This window comes from Streptomyces sp. 142MFCol3.1, from assembly GCF_000424945.1.
In the GTDB taxonomy this organism is placed as follows: Bacteria; Actinomycetota; Actinomycetes; order Streptomycetales; family Streptomycetaceae; genus Streptomyces; species Streptomyces siamensis.
The window spans coordinates 91139-106103 of sequence record NZ_AUKV01000022.1 but is presented as its reverse complement, the minus strand read 5'-3'; the positions used below and the strand labels follow the sequence as shown (position 1 = coordinate 106103).

Sequence of the window (14965 nt, the reverse complement as noted above, 5' to 3'; positions counted from 1 at the left end):
CTCCGAGGAGTTCCGGCGATCCGGGCGCGGCGTGGCCGGATCAGTCGGGCAGCGGCGTGAGCAGCATCCGGCCGGCGAACCCGACCGCCGCGTCGAGGCGCTCGGCGAACTCATCGGCCAGGTCGGCCAGTTCACGCAGTGCCCACAGGGCCCGCGCGGCCGCCCAGGTGGCGTCGCGCGCCCGCTCCAGGCTCCACGAGCCGAGCAGATGGGTGAGCGGATCGGCGATCTGGAGCAGGTCGGGGCCCGGCATCAGATCTTCGCGGACGCGTTCCTCCAACGAGACGAGGAGGTCGCCCACGCGGTCGAACTCGTCCTCCAGGTCGGCCGGTTCGCACCCGAGCGTACGACAGGTGTCCACGACGGCGAGCGCCAGATCGTGTCCGATGTGCGCGTTGATGCCCGCGAGCGCGAACTGCAGCGGGCGTACGCCCGGGTGGCGGCGGAGCTGCAGCAGGGGCCGCCAGCAGGCGGGCGGGCACCCCTCCTCGGCCACCGTCAGGTAGCGCTCCGCGAACCGTACGTCCAGCGCTGTCGTGGCCCGCCGGTCCGGGAAGTCACCGGCCTCCAGGCGCCGGTCGACCTCCTCGGTGACGGCGAGGTAGACGCGGTTGAAGACGGCGACGCCGTCCCGCCCGGGCAGCCTCGCGTCGAGGGCGCGCATGCGGGAGACGACGGTGCCCACCGTACCGACGGGATCGCTGAACTGTGCCGACTGCGCCATGGGGGCAGCGTCCCAGTCCTAGGCTGGCCGCAGTGCCGCCGGGCCGGACGCTTCCCCAGAACGGGGGAACCGTCCGTGGCGGGAGTGGGGGGAGCAGTACGTTGTCAGGCTTGCGTGCCCAGCGGCTGGCCGCTCGGAGGGCCGAGCGCAGGCGCACCGCCCGGCGCGGTGCGATGGTGGCGGCGGCCTCGGTCGTGGTCGCGGTGGGCAGTGCGACGGGAGTCCTGTCCGCGCTCGACGGTCATCGCCCCTCCGACGAGGCGGGGCCGACGGTGACGAGCTCACCTCGCCTGCTGCCCCTGCCCGCCGTGCCGACGCCGACGACCGCCCCGGCCTCGGACTCGCCCTCCCCGTCGGTGTCCGCGTCCCCGAAGCCGCGCCCCGAGCCCTCTTCGACGAGGAAGCGGACGAAGACCGTCGCGGCCGCGCCCCTGCTCTACCGGCATCCCGACTCGCAGGTCCTCGACTGGGTCCGGGCCCACCCCGGCGACTCCCGGCGGGCGGTCATCGAGTCCCGGATCGCCGACCGCCCGGCGGCGGTGTGGTTCGCGGACTTCACCCCGTCGACCATCACCGCGCGGGTCAGAGCCGTGACGTCGGCCGCCGCCGCTCAGGGCCGGGTCCCGGTCGTCGTGCCGTACGCCGTCCCGCAGCGCGACTGCGGCGGCGCCTCGGACGGCGGGGCGCCCGACCTGGCGGCCTACGACCGCTGGATCGACGGGTTCGCGGCGGGGCTGGGCTCCGGCGAGGTCGTCGTGATCCTGGAGCCCGACGCGATCGCCCAGTCCGACTGCCTCTCGGAGGGCGAGCAGGCCGACCGGTTCGCCTCGCTGGCCCGCGCGGGGCGTGTTCTCAAGGCCGCGGATCCCAAGGCCCGGGTCTACTACGACGGAGGACACTCCGACTGGAACCCGGCCGCCAAGCAGGCCTCGCTGCTCGATCAGGCGGGGGCCGCCTCGCCCCGCTCCTCCGACGGCATCTTCACGAACGTGTCCAACTTCCACCGGACGGCCGACGAGATCGGGTACGCCAGGCAGCTGCTCTCCGCCCTCGGCGGTCCCGCGAGCCTGGGCGCGGTCGTCGACACCAGCAGGAACGGCAACGGCGCGCCGGCCGACGGCGAGTGGTGCGATCCGGCGGGCCGGAAGATCGGACGGGCGCCGACCCTGAACACGCACGAGTCCAGGATCGACGCCTACCTGTGGGTGAAGCTGCCGGGCGAGTCCGACGGCTGCAAGGGCTCGCCGGGCAGCTTCTCGGCGGAGTACGCCTATGAGCTGGCGCGCTGATTCCTGCCCGGAGCGGTCGACTCCGGCTCGCCGTCCTCGTCGTACGAGGAAGTGCCTTCGTCCAGCAGCGGTTCCTGCGCCTTGAGGTGCGCCGGTGCCATCGCGCGCAGCGCGTGATAGCCGGTGATGACGACGAGGGTGCCCAGCGCGATGCCGTTCAGCGAGAAGTTGTCCGTGAACTTCAGCGTGACGCCACCGACGCCGATGATGACTCCCGCGGCGGCCGGCACCAGGTTCAGCGGGTTGCGCAGGTCGACCCGGGCGTTGAGCCAGATCTGCGCGCCGAGCAGTCCGATCATGCCGTACAGGATGACGGTGATACCGCCGAGGACACCGCCCGGGATCGCCGCGACGACCGCGCCGAACTTGGGGCAGAGGCCGAAGAGGAGGGCGAAGCCGGCGGCGGCCCAGTACGCGGCCGTGGAGTAGACGCGGGTCGCGGCCATCACGCCGATGTTCTCGGAGTAGGTGGTGTTGGGCGGGCCGCCGACCGCGGTGGAGAGCATCGAGGCGACGCCGTCCGCGGAGATCGCGGTGCCCAGCTTGTCGTCCAGGGTCTCCCCGGTCATCTCGCCGACCGCCTTCACATGGCCCGCGTTCTCGGCGACCAGCGCGATCACCACCGGCAGCGCGACGAGGATCGCGGACCACTGGAAGGACGGGCCGTGGAAGGACGGCAGTCCGACCCAGTCGGCCTTGCCGACGCCGGAGAGGTCCAGCCGCCAGTGGTCCGTGAGCTTCCCGCTCGCGTCCACCGAGTGGATCTTGCCGAAGATCCGGTCGAAGGCCCAGGAGATGCCGTATCCGAAGAGCAGCCCCAGGAAGATCGCGATCCGTGACCAGAAGCCGCGCAGGCACACCACGGCGAGGCCGGTGAACAGCATGACCAGCAGCGCCGTCCACTGGTCCTGCGGCCAGTACGTGGAGGCGGTGACCGGAGCGAGGTTGAAGCCGATGAGCATGACGACCGCGCCGGTCACGATCGGCGGCATCGCCGCGTGGATGATCCGTGCCCCGAACCGCCGCACGGCGAGGCCCACCAGGAACAGCGCGACACCGACGACGAACACGGCGCCGGTCACCGTCGCACTGGTGCCGCCCTGGGCGCGGATCACGGCGGCGACGCCGACGAAGGACAGGGAGCAGCCCAGGTAGCTGGGCACATGGCCGCGCGTCGCGAGCAGGAAGATGGCGGTCGCGACGCCGGACATCATGATCGCGAGGTTGGGGTCGAGGCCCATGAGGACGGGCGCGACGAAGGACGCCCCGAACATGGCCACCACATGCTGTGCCCCCAGCCCGATCGTGCGGGGCCAGGAGAGGCGTTCATCGGGGCGGACGACTGCGCCGGGTTCGGGCCTGCGCCCGTCGCCGTGCAGTTTCCAGCGCACGCCGAGATCCATGGTGTGGCTTCGCTTTCTCTGTACGTGAATCTGTCCGGACCATTGTCAGGGGTAACCAGCCGCCCTACGCTCGCACGGTCTTGCTCATGAACCTCGTTCACATGTCTGATCGGAGTGGTCAATGAGTGCAAGATCCCGACTGGGCTTGGTCGTGGCCGCCGTGATCGCCCTGACGGCCACCGCCGCCCCCTCGGCCACGGCCCACGCGGGACCCGAGGTTCCCCGGACGGCGGTCCTCGACGGCGCCGCACTCCAGCGTGCGAAGGTCCGCCTGGAACACGGAGATCCACAACTCGCCCGCACCCTGAGGGACTTGACGGCCCGGGCCGACAGCTGGCTGGGCCAGGGCCCCTGGACGGTCGTCGACAAGCCGAAGCCCGCCCCCGGCGGTGACGTCCACGACTACCTCAGCCAGGCACCCTACTGGTGGCCGTCCCGGCCCAGGACCGCCGAGAACCCCTGGGGATGCCCCTATGTCCAGCGCGACGGGCAGCGCAACCCCGAGGTCGACACCGGCACCGACCGTCAGGACGTCGAGAAGGTCTTCGACTCGACGTACGACCTGGCGCTCGCCTGGTACTACACCGGCGACAAGCGGTACTCCGAGAAGGCCGGACAGGTCCTGCGTACATGGTTCCTCGCCCCGGACAGCCGGATGAACCCGAGCCTGGACCACGGACAGTTCATCCCCTGCAAGTACGACGACCGGGCCATCGGCATCATCGACTTCTCCCAGTCCTACACCAGCGTCCTGGACGCCGTCGCCATCCTGGACACGGGCGCCCCCGGCTGGTCCGCGGGGGACCGCGGTGCGATGCGCGCCTGGAACATCGCGTTCCGTGACTGGCTGGCCGACAGTGCCTTCGGCAAGGAGGAGGGCGCCGCGCAGAGCAACCACGGCACCTTCTACGACATGCAGCTCGCCGCCCTGGCCTACGCGACCGGTGACCGGGATCTCGCCCGGCGGACCGTCCTCGACGCCCGCGCCCGGCGCATCGACCCGCAGATCGCCGGTGACGGCAGCCAGCCCCAGGAGCTCGCGCGCACCCGCAGCTGGCACTACTCGACCTTCGACCTGGTCGCCTGCACCCGGCTCGCGGCCATCGGCCGGCACGTCGGGGTGAACCTGTGGTCGTACCGGGGGCCGGACGGCCAGAGCCTGTTCAACGCGGTCGACTATCTGCTGCCCGCCGCCACAGGTGCCGAGCCCTGGGGGCATCCCGAGCTCGAGTTCCACCGGTTCGCGGCCGACGATGTCGTGCACGCGGCCGCCGACGCGGGGGACCGGGCCGCCCGGGCCGCACTGCCCAGGCTGGAGGCGCCTCCCGGCGGTGACCTGTGGGCGCTGCGGCCCGCCGCCGAGCAACTCGACTCCATCGCGGGCTGAGCCCGCCCGGCCGGGGCGTCTGAGCGTTTGCTTAGGATGAGAGGGTGCCGTTTTCGGCCATGTCCCGTTCGTCCCGTACGTCTCAGGAGCCCCGCCCGTGACCGCCGAAGCCCCCGTCGCCCCCGCCCTGCCGTACGGGCGGCTGCTGCCCGTCACCGTCCACTTCGACGACCTTGACGCCCTCGGGCTGCTCCACAACGCCCGCTACCCGGTCATGGTGGAGCGCGCCTGGACCGCGCTGTGGAGCGAACTCGGCTTCGGCTTCGAGGGCGACTGGGAAGCGGCGGGCGACTTCTGCAACGCCGTGCGGGAGTTGCGCGTCAGCTACGAGGTCCCGGTCAGCAGGCCCGGCGCCTACGCCGTCCACATCTGGCTGGAACGACTCGGCAACACCGGGCTCACCTACGGCTTCCGCTTCTGCTCGGCCGACGGCACGGTGACGTACGCGCACGGCACCCGTGTCCTGGTCCGGCTCGACGCCGGGACGCTGCGTCCGACCTCGTGGAGCGAGCGGTTCAGGGCCTTGGGTCGGGAACTGCTGCGCCCGCAGGGGTGACCGTCGGGCGGTCCCGGTCGCCCGCGCGCAGCACGCCCGCCAGCACGGCCAGGCCGCACGCCAGTACCGTCACCAGTCCGAACGACACCACCAGGCTCGTCGCCTGCGCCAGGGTGCCGATCGCGCTCGGCGCGACCAGGCCCGAGGTGTACGTGATGGTGGCGACGCCCGCGATGGCCTGGCTCGGGTTCGGGCCGCTGCGCCCGGCCGCCGCGAAGCAGAGCGGCACCACGACCGCGATGCCCAGGCCGAGCAGCCCGAAGCCGCCCATCGCCACGGCCGGATGGTCGGCCACGACGACCAGCAGTCCGCCGAACACGGCCAGGACGCCGCCCGCCCGTACCGTGCGGACGGCGCCGAAGCGGTTCACCACCGTGTCGCCCAGGAGCCGGGCCGCCGCCATCGTGAGCATGAAGCCGGTGGTGCACGCCGCCGCGAGTCCGGCCGAGGTGCCCAGCTGGTCCCTCAGGTAGACCGCCGACCAGTCGAGGCTCGCGCCCTCCGCGAACACCGCGCAGAAGCCGACCGCCCCGATGAGCAGCGCCGACCTGGGCGGCAGCGTGAAGCGCGGCGGCGGCTCCTCGTCCTCGGTCGGCTTGAGGTCGAGCACCCACTGGCATGCGGCCAGGCCCAGGACGGTCAGCACGGCGGCGGCCAGCGCGTGGTGCAGACGCGCGTCCGAGCCCAGGTGCGCGGCCAGCGTGCCGGCCGCCGACCCGATCAGTGCGCCCGCGCTCCACCACCCGTGCAGGCCCGACATGATCGACTTGTGTAGCCGGTTCTCGACCTCCACGCCCAGCGCGTTCATCGCGACGTCCGCCATGCCCGCCGTGGCGCCGTACGCGAAGAGCGCGAGGCACAGGGTGTACAGGTTCGGCGCGAGGGACGGCAGGATCAGCGCCAGCGTCCACAGCGAGATCAGACCGCGCAGCGCGTTGCGGGCGCCGAAGGTGTGGCTGATCCGGCCCGCCAGCGGCATCGCGACCGACGCGCCGATCGCCGGGAAGGCGAGCGCGAGGCCGAGCTGCCCCGCGCCGAGCGAGGCGTGGTCCTGGATCCAGGGGACACGGGTCGCGAAGGAGCCGGTGACCGCCCCGTGCACCGCGAACACGGCGGCCACGGCATACCGGGCGCGCTTCACGTCGCTCATGTCGTAGACCACTTCACCCATCGTGCCGCTGCCCCTCCCGGACGTCCTCCCCATACTGCTGCCGTAAACTATCAGGAACCCTGCCTGATAAATAGCCGACGATTCGGACGCCGGTACCGGAGGACGGGACCGGCCGACGGCGCCGGGGCCGCACACCGGGCGTCCGGGCCGTGTGCCCAGCCGACCCGGGAGGATTCCGTGATCTGGGAGGATCCCGGCATGCCCGCATCCCCGAGCACCGCCCGAGCCATCAACGACCGGCTCGCCCTGCGGCTCCTCCAGCAGGAAGGCCCGTTGACGGCAGGGCAGTTGAAGCAGCTCACCGGACTGTCCCGGCCCACCGTCGCCGACCTCGTGGAACGGCTCACCGCGGCGGGGCTCGTCTCCGTGGTGGGGGAGTCCGGGGAGCAGCGGCGCGGACCGAACGCCCGGCTGTACGGGATCGTCGCCGACCGCGCCCAGCTGGCCGCCCTCGACGTCCGCACCGAGAGCGTCTCCGTCGTCGTCAGCGACCTGCTCGGCGCGGAGCTCGCACGGGCGTCCCTGCCGATCGCCGACGACACGGGCACAGGACCCGCCGTCGAACAGGCGGTCACCCTGGTAGAACGCACCGCCAAGGAGGCCGGGGCCGAGCGTCTGCACACGGTGGGGATCGGCGCGCCCGGCCTGATCGACCCCGCCAGCGGCGAACTGCGCGACTCCTCCGGTCTGCCCGCGTGGCATCGCCGCCTGGTCGCCGCCCTCCAGGAACGGCTGCCCGCCCGCGTCCTCGTCGAGAACGAGACCAACCTCGCCGCCCTCGCGGAACAGCGCGACGGCGCCGCGCGCGACCGTGACACCTTCGTGCTGCTGTGGCTGGGCCACGGGACCGGCGCGGCCGTCGTCCTGGACGGCGCCCTGCGCCGCGGCGCCTCCGGCGGCACCGGGGAGATCGGCTTCCTGCCCGTGCCCGGCACCCGCACGCTCCCCTCTGCGAGGGACTGCGAGGGCGGCTTCCACTCGCTGGCGGGCGCGGCGGCCGTCGCGGCACTCGCCGCGGAGCACGGCCTCGCGGCGGAGCCCGCCGCGCACGAACCGCGCGCCGCGGCGCTGGTGCGCGCGGCCGTGACGGCCCCGGGCGACTCCGGCGCCGCCCGCTTCCTCGACGCCCTCGCCGACCGGCTCGCCATCGGCGCCGCGTCCGTGACCGCCGTGCTCGACCCCGGGTGCGTGGTGCTCGGTGGCGAGGTCGGGCAGGCGGGCGGCGCCGCCCTCGCGACGCGGGTGGAGGAGCGGCTGCGGCGGATGTCTCCGCTGCCCACCGAGGTGCGCGCGAGCACGCTCGGCGGGGGTGCGGTGCTGCGCGGAGCGCTGCTCACCGCGCGCGACGGCGCGCAGGACGAGCTCTTCGCGGCGCCGGGGAGCGCCGGGGGGCGCGACCTCCTTTAGCCCCCGCCGCGGACCGGGGCGGGGGCGGACGCCCCAAGGGCGGTTGCCCGCGTGCCCGCGCGAGGGAGGGCAGGACGCCCACACGATCCCCGATACCGGGAGTGCGGGCCGCCCGGGGCCGCCCCGAACGCCGGAAGGGCGCATCTCCCACGCGAGCGCGGACGCCGGTCGGGCAGGCCTCGCATGCTCCCGTACGCCGGGGGGGCGGGCCGCCCGAGCCACACCGTACGCCGCAGGGGCGCGCCTCCCCGCCGGCTCCCGTACGCCGGGTGCCCCGTCCTCCTCAGCCTTCGGTCCGTCCGAGGTGCGCCTCGAGGTACTCCTCGAACGTCCCCTGGCCCACCGCGTGGTCCGGAGCGAGGTGCCCGCCGTCCCTGAAGGCCCGGTAGGTCTTTCCGGCCAGGCGCACATCGACGAGCGGGCGTCGCCTGCCGGTGGCGCGCAGGTAGGCGTCGGCCAGGGAGCGGAGGCCGCGGACCTCGGGTCCGCCCATGTCGTCGACGCGGCCCGCGGGTGCCCCGAGCGACAGCGCGGCGAGCCGGTCGGCGACCTCGGCGACCTCCACCGGCTGGTCAGAGACGCCGGCGGGGAGCAGCAGCACGGGCACCTTCGCCAGGGACCCGAGGACCTGGACCACGAGGTCGTGGAACTGGGTGGCGCGCAGGATCGTCCAGCCGAGCCCCGACGCCTCGATCCGCTTCTCCACGGCCAGCTTGGCCCGGTAGTAACCGAGCGGCACCACGTCCACGCCGACGATGGAGATGTAGACCAGGTGGGACACCGCGGCCTTCCGCGCGGCCGCGATCAGGTGCGCCGCCGCCCGCTCGTCACCCCCGCGGGGGGAGCTCGCGCAGTGCACGACGGTGTCCACGCCGGCCAGCGCCGCGTCCAGCCCGGCACCGCCCTCGCGCAGGTCGACGGCGTACGGCTCGGTGTGCCGACTCAGCACCCGGACGTCGTGGCCGTCCGCCCGCAGTCGCGCGCTGACGAGCCGCCCGAGGGTTCCGGTACCGCCGGTCACCAGGATCGTGGTCATGCTGCTCAGCCCTTTCGACGTCGGCCGCTCCCGTGCGGAGCGCACTTCGTCGACTGAGACCGGACAGCACCCGCGCAATGTGACAACGGCGCGCTACACCCCGGCCAGCTGGCGTCCCACGAACGCCAGCTTGTCCGGGTTGAGCACGCCGCGCATCTGGGTGAACAGGCCGTCGTGCGCCTCGAAGGAGACGACGACGAAGACCTGGCTGTCGTGCTGTCCGACCAGCGCCGCACTCCCGTTGACCTCGACCGTCGTGAACTCGGCTCCCGCTTCGATCCTGTTCGTGACGCCCGCGAAAAAGCGCAGGACCTTGCCGCGGCCCTGGATCGGCCGCAGCGCCGCTCTGACCTTGCCGCCGCCGTCGGACCACCAGGTCACGTCCGCCGCCAGCAGTCGCTCCAGGCCGGCGAGGTCTCCTTCACGCGCCGCCGTGAGGAAGGAGGCCACGAGCCCCTCCTGCTGCTCCACAGGGGCCTCGAAGCGAGCCTCGGTCACGGCGAGCCGCTGCACCGCCCGCCGGTACAGCTGGCGGCAGTTGGCCTCGCCCAGCGCGAGTACGCCGGCGATCTCCCGGTGGTCGTACGCGAAGGCCTCGCGCAGCACGTACACGGCGCGTTCCGTCGGGGTGAGCCGTTCCAGGAGGACGAGCAGGGCCATCGACACGCAGTCGCGCCGCTCGGCCGACTCCAGGGGGCCGAGCGTCCCGTCCGAGGTGACGACGGGCTCGGGCAGCCATGTCCCCGTGTACCGCTCGCGCCGCGCGCGGGCCGAGGCGAGCAGGTTGAGACAGAGGTTGGTGACGACCTTCGCCAGCCAGGCGCGCGGCTGTTCGACGGCCGCCCGGTCGGTCCCGCTGAAACGCAGATATGCGTCCTGCACGACGTCCTCCGCGTCCGCGGCGGAGCCGAGCATGCGGTAGGCGAGCCCGAACAGCAGCGGGCGGTGCGTCTCGAACTCGTCGGCGAGGCTTGTCGTCACGCTCCCAGCCTGGCAGAGGCGGTTCACGCCATTTCCCCGGGCCCGTACGTGCCTTCGGGCCGGCTCGCCCGTACCGGGAGACCCGAGGCGGCCGGGGTGGGGGACCCGGCGGCGGGGCAAGGGCCTTCGTCACCGCCGCCGGGTCGATCTGGGGGCACAGCGCAGTGATCGCAGACCCTAAGTGGACTAGACCAACAGGGTCAATAGGTATGGACCAATAACAAGATGGCTTCGTGGCACGGGAGTTGGGCCTACAGGCCTGTCGCAGAAGTCCATTCGCCCGGCCTGTGAGGCACCCCACAGGGATTCACCCCCATGGACGTCGATCAGGCGTGGCACACTGGCCCTGTACCAGAAGCAGCGCACTCCGGGGTCGGTGAAATTCCGAACCGGCGGTTACAGTCCGCGACCCGGCCGCTTCCAGCGGCCGGTTGACCAGGTGAAATTCCTGGACCGACGGTTAAAGTCCGGATGGGAGGCAGTGCGCGGCGGGCGGGCATTCGTGCGCGCCGCCGTATGTTGCGGCACGTCCTGCCGGACGTGACCCTGTCGGCGACGTTCCCGGTGTTCTCGTCCGCTCAATCTGTCGTCATCGACAGGCCCCGGAGTCCGTGCCCCATGAGGCAGGAGGACCCGGGAAGTGTTCACCGGAATCGTCGAAGAGCTGGGTGAGGTCACCGCCGTCGAGATCCTCGACGACGCCTCCCGTTTTCGTCTGCGCGGCCCCGTCGTCACGCAGGGCGCGCAGCACGGCGACTCCATCGCCGTCAACGGCGTCTGTCTCACGGTGGTCGAGCACGAGGGCGACGAGTTCACCGCCGATGTCATGGCGGAGACCCTGAACCGCTCCAGCCTCGGCGCCCTGGCCGTCGGCTCCCGCGTCAACCTGGAACGCCCCATGGCCGTGGGCGAGCGCCTCGGCGGACACATCGTGCAGGGGCACGTCGACGGCACCGGCTCGATCATCGAGCGCAAGCCGTCCGACAACTGGGAGATCGTCAAGATCTCGCTCCCCGCGGACCTCTCCCGCTACGTGGTCGAGAAGGGTTCGATCACCGTGGACGGCATCAGCCTCACGGTCGTCGACGCCGGCCCGGACCACTTCACGGTCAGCCTCATCCCCACCACCCTCGACCTGACCACGCTCGGCCACAAGCAGGCCGGCGACCCGGTCAACCTCGAGGTCGACGTGATCGCCAAGTACGTCGAGCGGCTGCTCGGCGGGCGTGGCGACCAGCCGGCCGGCCTGCCCGGCGCCGAGGGAGCCACCCGGTGAACTGGCTCAACTCCGAGGCCTTCGTCCTGTTCGACCAGCACATCAAGTGGTCGGACATGGCGGGCAACGTGATCGGTCTGATCGCCCTCGCCCTCGGCTGGCGGCGCTCCATATGGAGCTGGCCCGCCCAGTTCGTCTCGGGCGTCATCCTCTTCGCGGCCTTCGCGACCGCCCACTACTCGGGCAGCGCGGGCAAACAGGTCGTCGTCATGGTCGTCGCCGTGTACGGCTGGTGGCAGTGGAACCGCGGCAAGGGCCAGGACGGCTCCGTCGCGGTCCGCTTCGCCACCTGGCGCGAGCGCGCGGCGATGGCCGGTGCCGCCGCCGTCGGCACGGTCGCCGTCGCCGGCCTGTTCTTCGCCTACCCGTCCCTGTCCTGGGACCCCTGGCCGGACGCGTACATCTTCGTCGGCACGATCGTGGCGATGTACGCCCAGGCGCGCGGCATGGTCGAGTTCTGGTTCGCCTGGCTGCTCGTCGACGTCGTGGGCGTACCGCTGAACTTCGCCAACGGCTTCGCCTTCTCCGGTTTCGTCTACGTCCTGTACGGCGCGCTCGTCCTGTGGGGCATGCGCGACTGGTGGCTGCGCTCCCGAAAGGCCGGGCAGCCCGTCATGGAAGGAGCCCCGGCATGACAACCGCGCCGGTTTGGTACAGCACCGGGCACGAGCAGGATGCCTCCGACTTCGCTCTCGACCCGATCGAGCGGGCCATCGCCGACATCGCGGCCGGCCGCCCCGTCGTGGTCGTCGACGACGAGGACCGGGAGAACGAGGGCGACCTCGTCATCGCGGCCGAGAAGGCGACCCCCGAGATCGTCGCCTTCATGATGAGCGAGTGCCGCGGCCTGATCTGCGCGCCCATGGAGGGCGACGAACTCGACCGGCTCCGGCTCCCGCAGATGGTCGACGACAACACCGAGTCGATGAAGACCGCGTTCACCGTGTCCGTGGACGCCTCCGCCGCCCACGGTGTGACCACCGGCATCTCGGCGTCCGACCGGGCCACCACGCTTCAGCTCCTCGCCGACGGGACCGCTCAGGCCGACGACTTCGTCCGCCCCGGGCACATCTTCCCGCTGCGCGCCAGGCCCGGCGGTGTCCTGGTCCGCAACGGCCACACCGAGGCCGCCGTCGACCTGGCCCGCCTCGCCGGACTGCGACCCGCGGGCGCGATCGTCGAGATCGCCGGCGAGGACGGACGGATGCTCCGGCTCCCCGAGCTGATCCCGTTCGCCCGCAAGCACGGCCTGACGATCATCTCCATCGAGGACCTGATCGCCTACCGGCGCTCCCTCAAGCTCTCGGCCCCGCCCGAGCAGGGCGGACCGTCGGCCGAGCCCACCGTGCGCCGTGAGGCCGAGGTGCACCTGCCCACCGCCTTCGGGGAGTTCACTGCCTACGGCTACCGCTCCACCGGCGACGGCGTCGAGCACGTCGCCCTTGTCCACGGCGCCGTCGGCGACGGCGAGGACGTCCTCGTCCGCGTCCACTCCGAGTGCCTCACCGGCGACGTCTTCCACTCGCAGCGTTGCGACTGCGGCCCCCAGCTCCAGACGTCCATGCAGCGCATCCAGGCCGAGGGCCGCGGCATCGTGGTCTACCTGCGCGGTCACGAGGGACGCGGCATCGGGCTGCTCTCCAAACTGCGCGCGTACGAACTCCAGGAACGCGGCCGGGACACCCTCGACGCCAACCTGGAGCTGGGCCTGCCCGCCGACGCCCGGGACTACGGCGCGAGCGCACAGATCCTGGAGGATCTCGGCGTGCGGAGTCTGCGCCTGATGACCAACAACCCCGACAAGACCGACGCGCTCGTCCGGCACGGCCTCCAGGTCACCGGACGCGAGCCGATGCCCGTCCAGGCGGGCGAGCACAACCTCCGCTACCTGCGCACCAAGCGGGACCGGATGGGACACGATCTGCCCTGGCTCGACACGGCCACCGTGTCGGCCTGCAGCAGCCAGTAAGACGGCAACACCACCGAACAAGCAGCACCAACGGCAACACAGCACAGCGGCACTGAGGAGAGACGTGAGCGGCAAGGGTGCACCCGAACTGTCCGTACGCAACTGCGGCGACCTGCGCGTCGCGGTCATCGCGGCACAGTGGCACGAGAAGGTGATGGACGGCCTCGTCGACGGCGCGCTGCGCGCCCTGCACGAGCTGGGGATCGACGAGCCGACCCTGCTGCGGGTCCCCGGCAGCTTCGAGCTGCCGGTCGTCGCCAAGGTCCTCGCCGGACGCGGCTACGACGCGATCGTCGCGCTCGGCGTCGTCATCCGTGGCGGAACCCCCCACTTCGACTACGTGTGCCAGGGCGTCACCAACGGCCTGACCCAGGTCTCCATCGACACCGGCGTCCCCGTCGGCTTCGGCGTGCTGACCTGTGACACCGAGGAACAGGCCCTGGACCGCGCGGGCATCGAGGGCTCGAACGAGGACAAGGGCCACGAGGCGGTGACGGCCGCGGTGGCGACCGCGGCCACGCTCCGCTCAGTATCCGAACCCTGGCGCTGAGGTACGGCCACGAGCGCGTAGGGTGGGCAGCACCATGTCCAAGAAGACGTTCGAGGAGCTCTTCACCGAGCTCCAGCACAAGGCCGCCAACGGCGACCCCGCCACTTCGCGTACCGCCGAGCTGGTCGGCAAGGGTGTCCATGCCATCGGCAAGAAGGTCGTCGAAGAGGCCGCAGAGGTCTGGATGGCCGCCGAGTACGAGGGCAAGGACGCCGCCGCCGAGGAGATCTCGCAGCTGCTCTACCACGTCCAGGTGATGATGGTCGCGCGCGGGATCTCCCTCGACGACGTGTACGCCCACCTCTGAGCCGCACCAGCAATCCGCACATCCCACGCACGAACGAAGGAAGCCGACCTCATGCTGCGCATCGCCGTCCCCAACAAGGGTTCCCTGTCAGGACCTGCGGCGGAGATGCTGCATGAGGCCGGCTACCAGCAGCGCCGGGAGTCCAAGGAGCTGCGGATCGTCGACCCGGGGAACGAGGTCGAGTTCTTCTACCTCCGCCCCCGCGACATCGCGATCTACGTCTCCTCCGGCCGCCTCGACATCGGCATCACCGGCCGGGACCTGCTCATCGACTCGGGCGCCAACGCGGAGGAGATCCTCCCGCTCGGCTTCGCCCGCTCCACCTTCCGCTTCGCCACCAAGCCCGGGACCGCGAACGGCGTAGCGGACCTGTCCGGCATGACGGTCGCCACCTCCTACGAGGGCATCGTCGCCAAGCACCTCGCCGACCACGGCGTCGACGCCTCCGTCGTCCACCTCGACGGCGCCGTCGAGACCGCCATCGAGCTGGGGGTCGCCGAGGTCATCGCGGACGTCGTCGAGACCGGCACCTCGCTGCGCAACGCGGGCCTGGAGGTCTTCGGCGACCCGATCATGAAGTCCGAGGCCGTCGTCATCCGCCGCGTCGGCGCCGACACCTCGGAAGACGCCGAGCCCAAGGTCCAGCAGTTCCTGCGCCGCCTCCAGGGCGTCCTGGTCGCGCGGACGTACGTGATGATGGACTACGACTGCCGCGCCGAGCACCTGGAGAGGGCCGTCGCGCTCACCCCGGGGCTGGAGTCGCCGACCATCTCGCCGCTGCACAACGAGGGCTGGGTGGCCGTCCGCGCCATGGTCCCCGCCAAGGAGGCCCAGCGGATCATGGACGACCTGTACGCCCTCGGCGCGCGGGCCATCCTGACCACGGCCATCCACGCCTGCCGGCTCTGA

15 protein-coding genes and 1 riboswitch are annotated in these 14965 nt (G+C 72.0%); of the genes, 10 read left to right on the top strand and 5 right to left on the bottom strand.

The genetic code is table 11. The annotated features are described in order from the left end of the window. Positions 1-40: 40 nt before the first annotated feature. Complete coding sequence (locus tag H305_RS0129610; protein ID WP_028803659.1) at positions 41-724, bottom strand: DUF5995 family protein; 684 nt, start codon at positions 722-724, stop codon at positions 41-43. A gap of 173 nt (positions 725-897) precedes the next feature. Here H305_RS0129610 and H305_RS0129605 point away from each other — a divergent pair, with 173 nt between their 5' ends. After that, entirely contained in the window at positions 898-2013 is a 1116-nt protein-coding gene (locus tag H305_RS0129605; protein WP_028803658.1) for a glycoside hydrolase family 6 protein, read from the top strand. Here the strand turns inward: H305_RS0129605 and H305_RS0129600 are convergent. Next, positions 1995-3416, bottom strand: a complete 1422-nt coding sequence (locus H305_RS0129600; protein ID WP_028803657.1) for a uracil-xanthine permease family protein — start codon at positions 3414-3416, stop codon at positions 1995-1997. The genes H305_RS0129605 and H305_RS0129600 overlap by 19 nt on opposite strands. Before the next feature lie 121 nt (positions 3417-3537). Between H305_RS0129600 and H305_RS0129595 the strand changes: the two genes are divergently transcribed. Together H305_RS0129595 and H305_RS0129590 are read left to right on the top strand one after the other, a co-directional pair. Then, on the top strand, positions 3538-4803 hold the full coding sequence (locus H305_RS0129595; RefSeq protein WP_028803656.1) for an alginate lyase family protein: 1266 nt from the start codon (positions 3538-3540) through the stop codon (positions 4801-4803). A gap of 97 nt (positions 4804-4900) precedes the next feature. After that, positions 4901-5359, top strand: coding sequence for an acyl-CoA thioesterase (locus H305_RS0129590; RefSeq protein WP_028803655.1), 459 nt, complete (start codon positions 4901-4903; stop codon positions 5357-5359). Here H305_RS0129590 and H305_RS0129585 read toward each other — a convergent pair. Then, positions 5319-6530: an MFS transporter gene (locus tag H305_RS0129585; protein WP_028803654.1), complete on the bottom strand. Its 1212-nt coding sequence runs from the start codon at positions 6528-6530 to the stop codon at positions 5319-5321. The two genes, H305_RS0129590 and H305_RS0129585, sit on opposite strands and share 41 nt — an antisense overlap. Positions 6531-6728: 198 nt before the next feature. On the opposite strand from H305_RS0129585, the gene H305_RS0129580 reads away from it, so the two are divergent. After that, the gene (locus H305_RS0129580) at positions 6729-7937 is read left to right on the top strand and encodes an ROK family transcriptional regulator (protein ID WP_028803653.1); all 1209 of its coding nucleotides are present in this window, start codon (positions 6729-6731) and stop codon (positions 7935-7937) included. A gap of 283 nt (positions 7938-8220) precedes the next feature. Here the strand turns inward: H305_RS0129580 and H305_RS0129575 are convergent, their stop codons facing one another. Beyond that, the gene (locus H305_RS0129575) at positions 8221-8973 is read right to left on the bottom strand and encodes an SDR family oxidoreductase (RefSeq protein ID WP_028803652.1); all 753 of its coding nucleotides are present in this window, start codon (positions 8971-8973) and stop codon (positions 8221-8223) included. Positions 8974-9066: 93 nt separating this feature from the next. Further along, positions 9067-9954, bottom strand: a complete 888-nt coding sequence (locus H305_RS0129570) for an RNA polymerase sigma-70 factor (protein ID WP_028803651.1) — start codon at positions 9952-9954, stop codon at positions 9067-9069. A gap of 358 nt (positions 9955-10312) precedes the next feature. Continuing rightward, positions 10313-10443, top strand: a riboswitch (FMN riboswitch). A 151-nt stretch (positions 10444-10594) separates the two neighbouring features. Here H305_RS0129570 and H305_RS0129565 point away from each other — a divergent pair. The 6 genes from H305_RS0129565 to hisG all read left to right on the top strand — a co-directional run bounded on the left by H305_RS0129565 (position 10595) and on the right by hisG (position 14965). After that, positions 10595-11230 carry a riboflavin synthase gene (locus tag H305_RS0129565; RefSeq protein ID WP_028803650.1) on the top strand — a complete coding sequence of 212 codons (636 nt, stop codon included), beginning with the start codon at positions 10595-10597 and terminating at the stop codon, positions 11228-11230. Further along, on the top strand, positions 11227-11865 hold the full coding sequence (locus tag H305_RS0129560; RefSeq protein WP_028803649.1) for a nicotinamide mononucleotide transporter family protein: 639 nt from the start codon (positions 11227-11229) through the stop codon (positions 11863-11865). Before H305_RS0129565 ends, H305_RS0129560 begins: the two co-directional genes overlap by 4 nt. After that, the gene (locus tag H305_RS0129555) at positions 11862-13199 is read left to right on the top strand and encodes a bifunctional 3,4-dihydroxy-2-butanone-4-phosphate synthase/GTP cyclohydrolase II (RefSeq protein WP_028803648.1); all 1338 of its coding nucleotides are present in this window, start codon (positions 11862-11864) and stop codon (positions 13197-13199) included. Before H305_RS0129560 ends, H305_RS0129555 begins: the two co-directional genes overlap by 4 nt. Positions 13200-13263: 64 nt before the next feature. After that, positions 13264-13749 (top strand): 6,7-dimethyl-8-ribityllumazine synthase, encoded by a 486-nt coding sequence (ribH, locus tag H305_RS0129550; protein WP_028803647.1) that lies wholly within the window; start codon positions 13264-13266, stop codon positions 13747-13749. 34 nt (positions 13750-13783) lie between these two features. Next, positions 13784-14056, top strand: coding sequence for a phosphoribosyl-ATP diphosphatase (locus H305_RS0129545; RefSeq protein WP_028803646.1), 273 nt, complete (start codon positions 13784-13786; stop codon positions 14054-14056). Between the two features lie 51 nt (positions 14057-14107). Then, complete coding sequence (gene hisG / locus H305_RS0129540) at positions 14108-14965, top strand: ATP phosphoribosyltransferase (RefSeq protein WP_028803645.1); 858 nt, start codon at positions 14108-14110, stop codon at positions 14963-14965.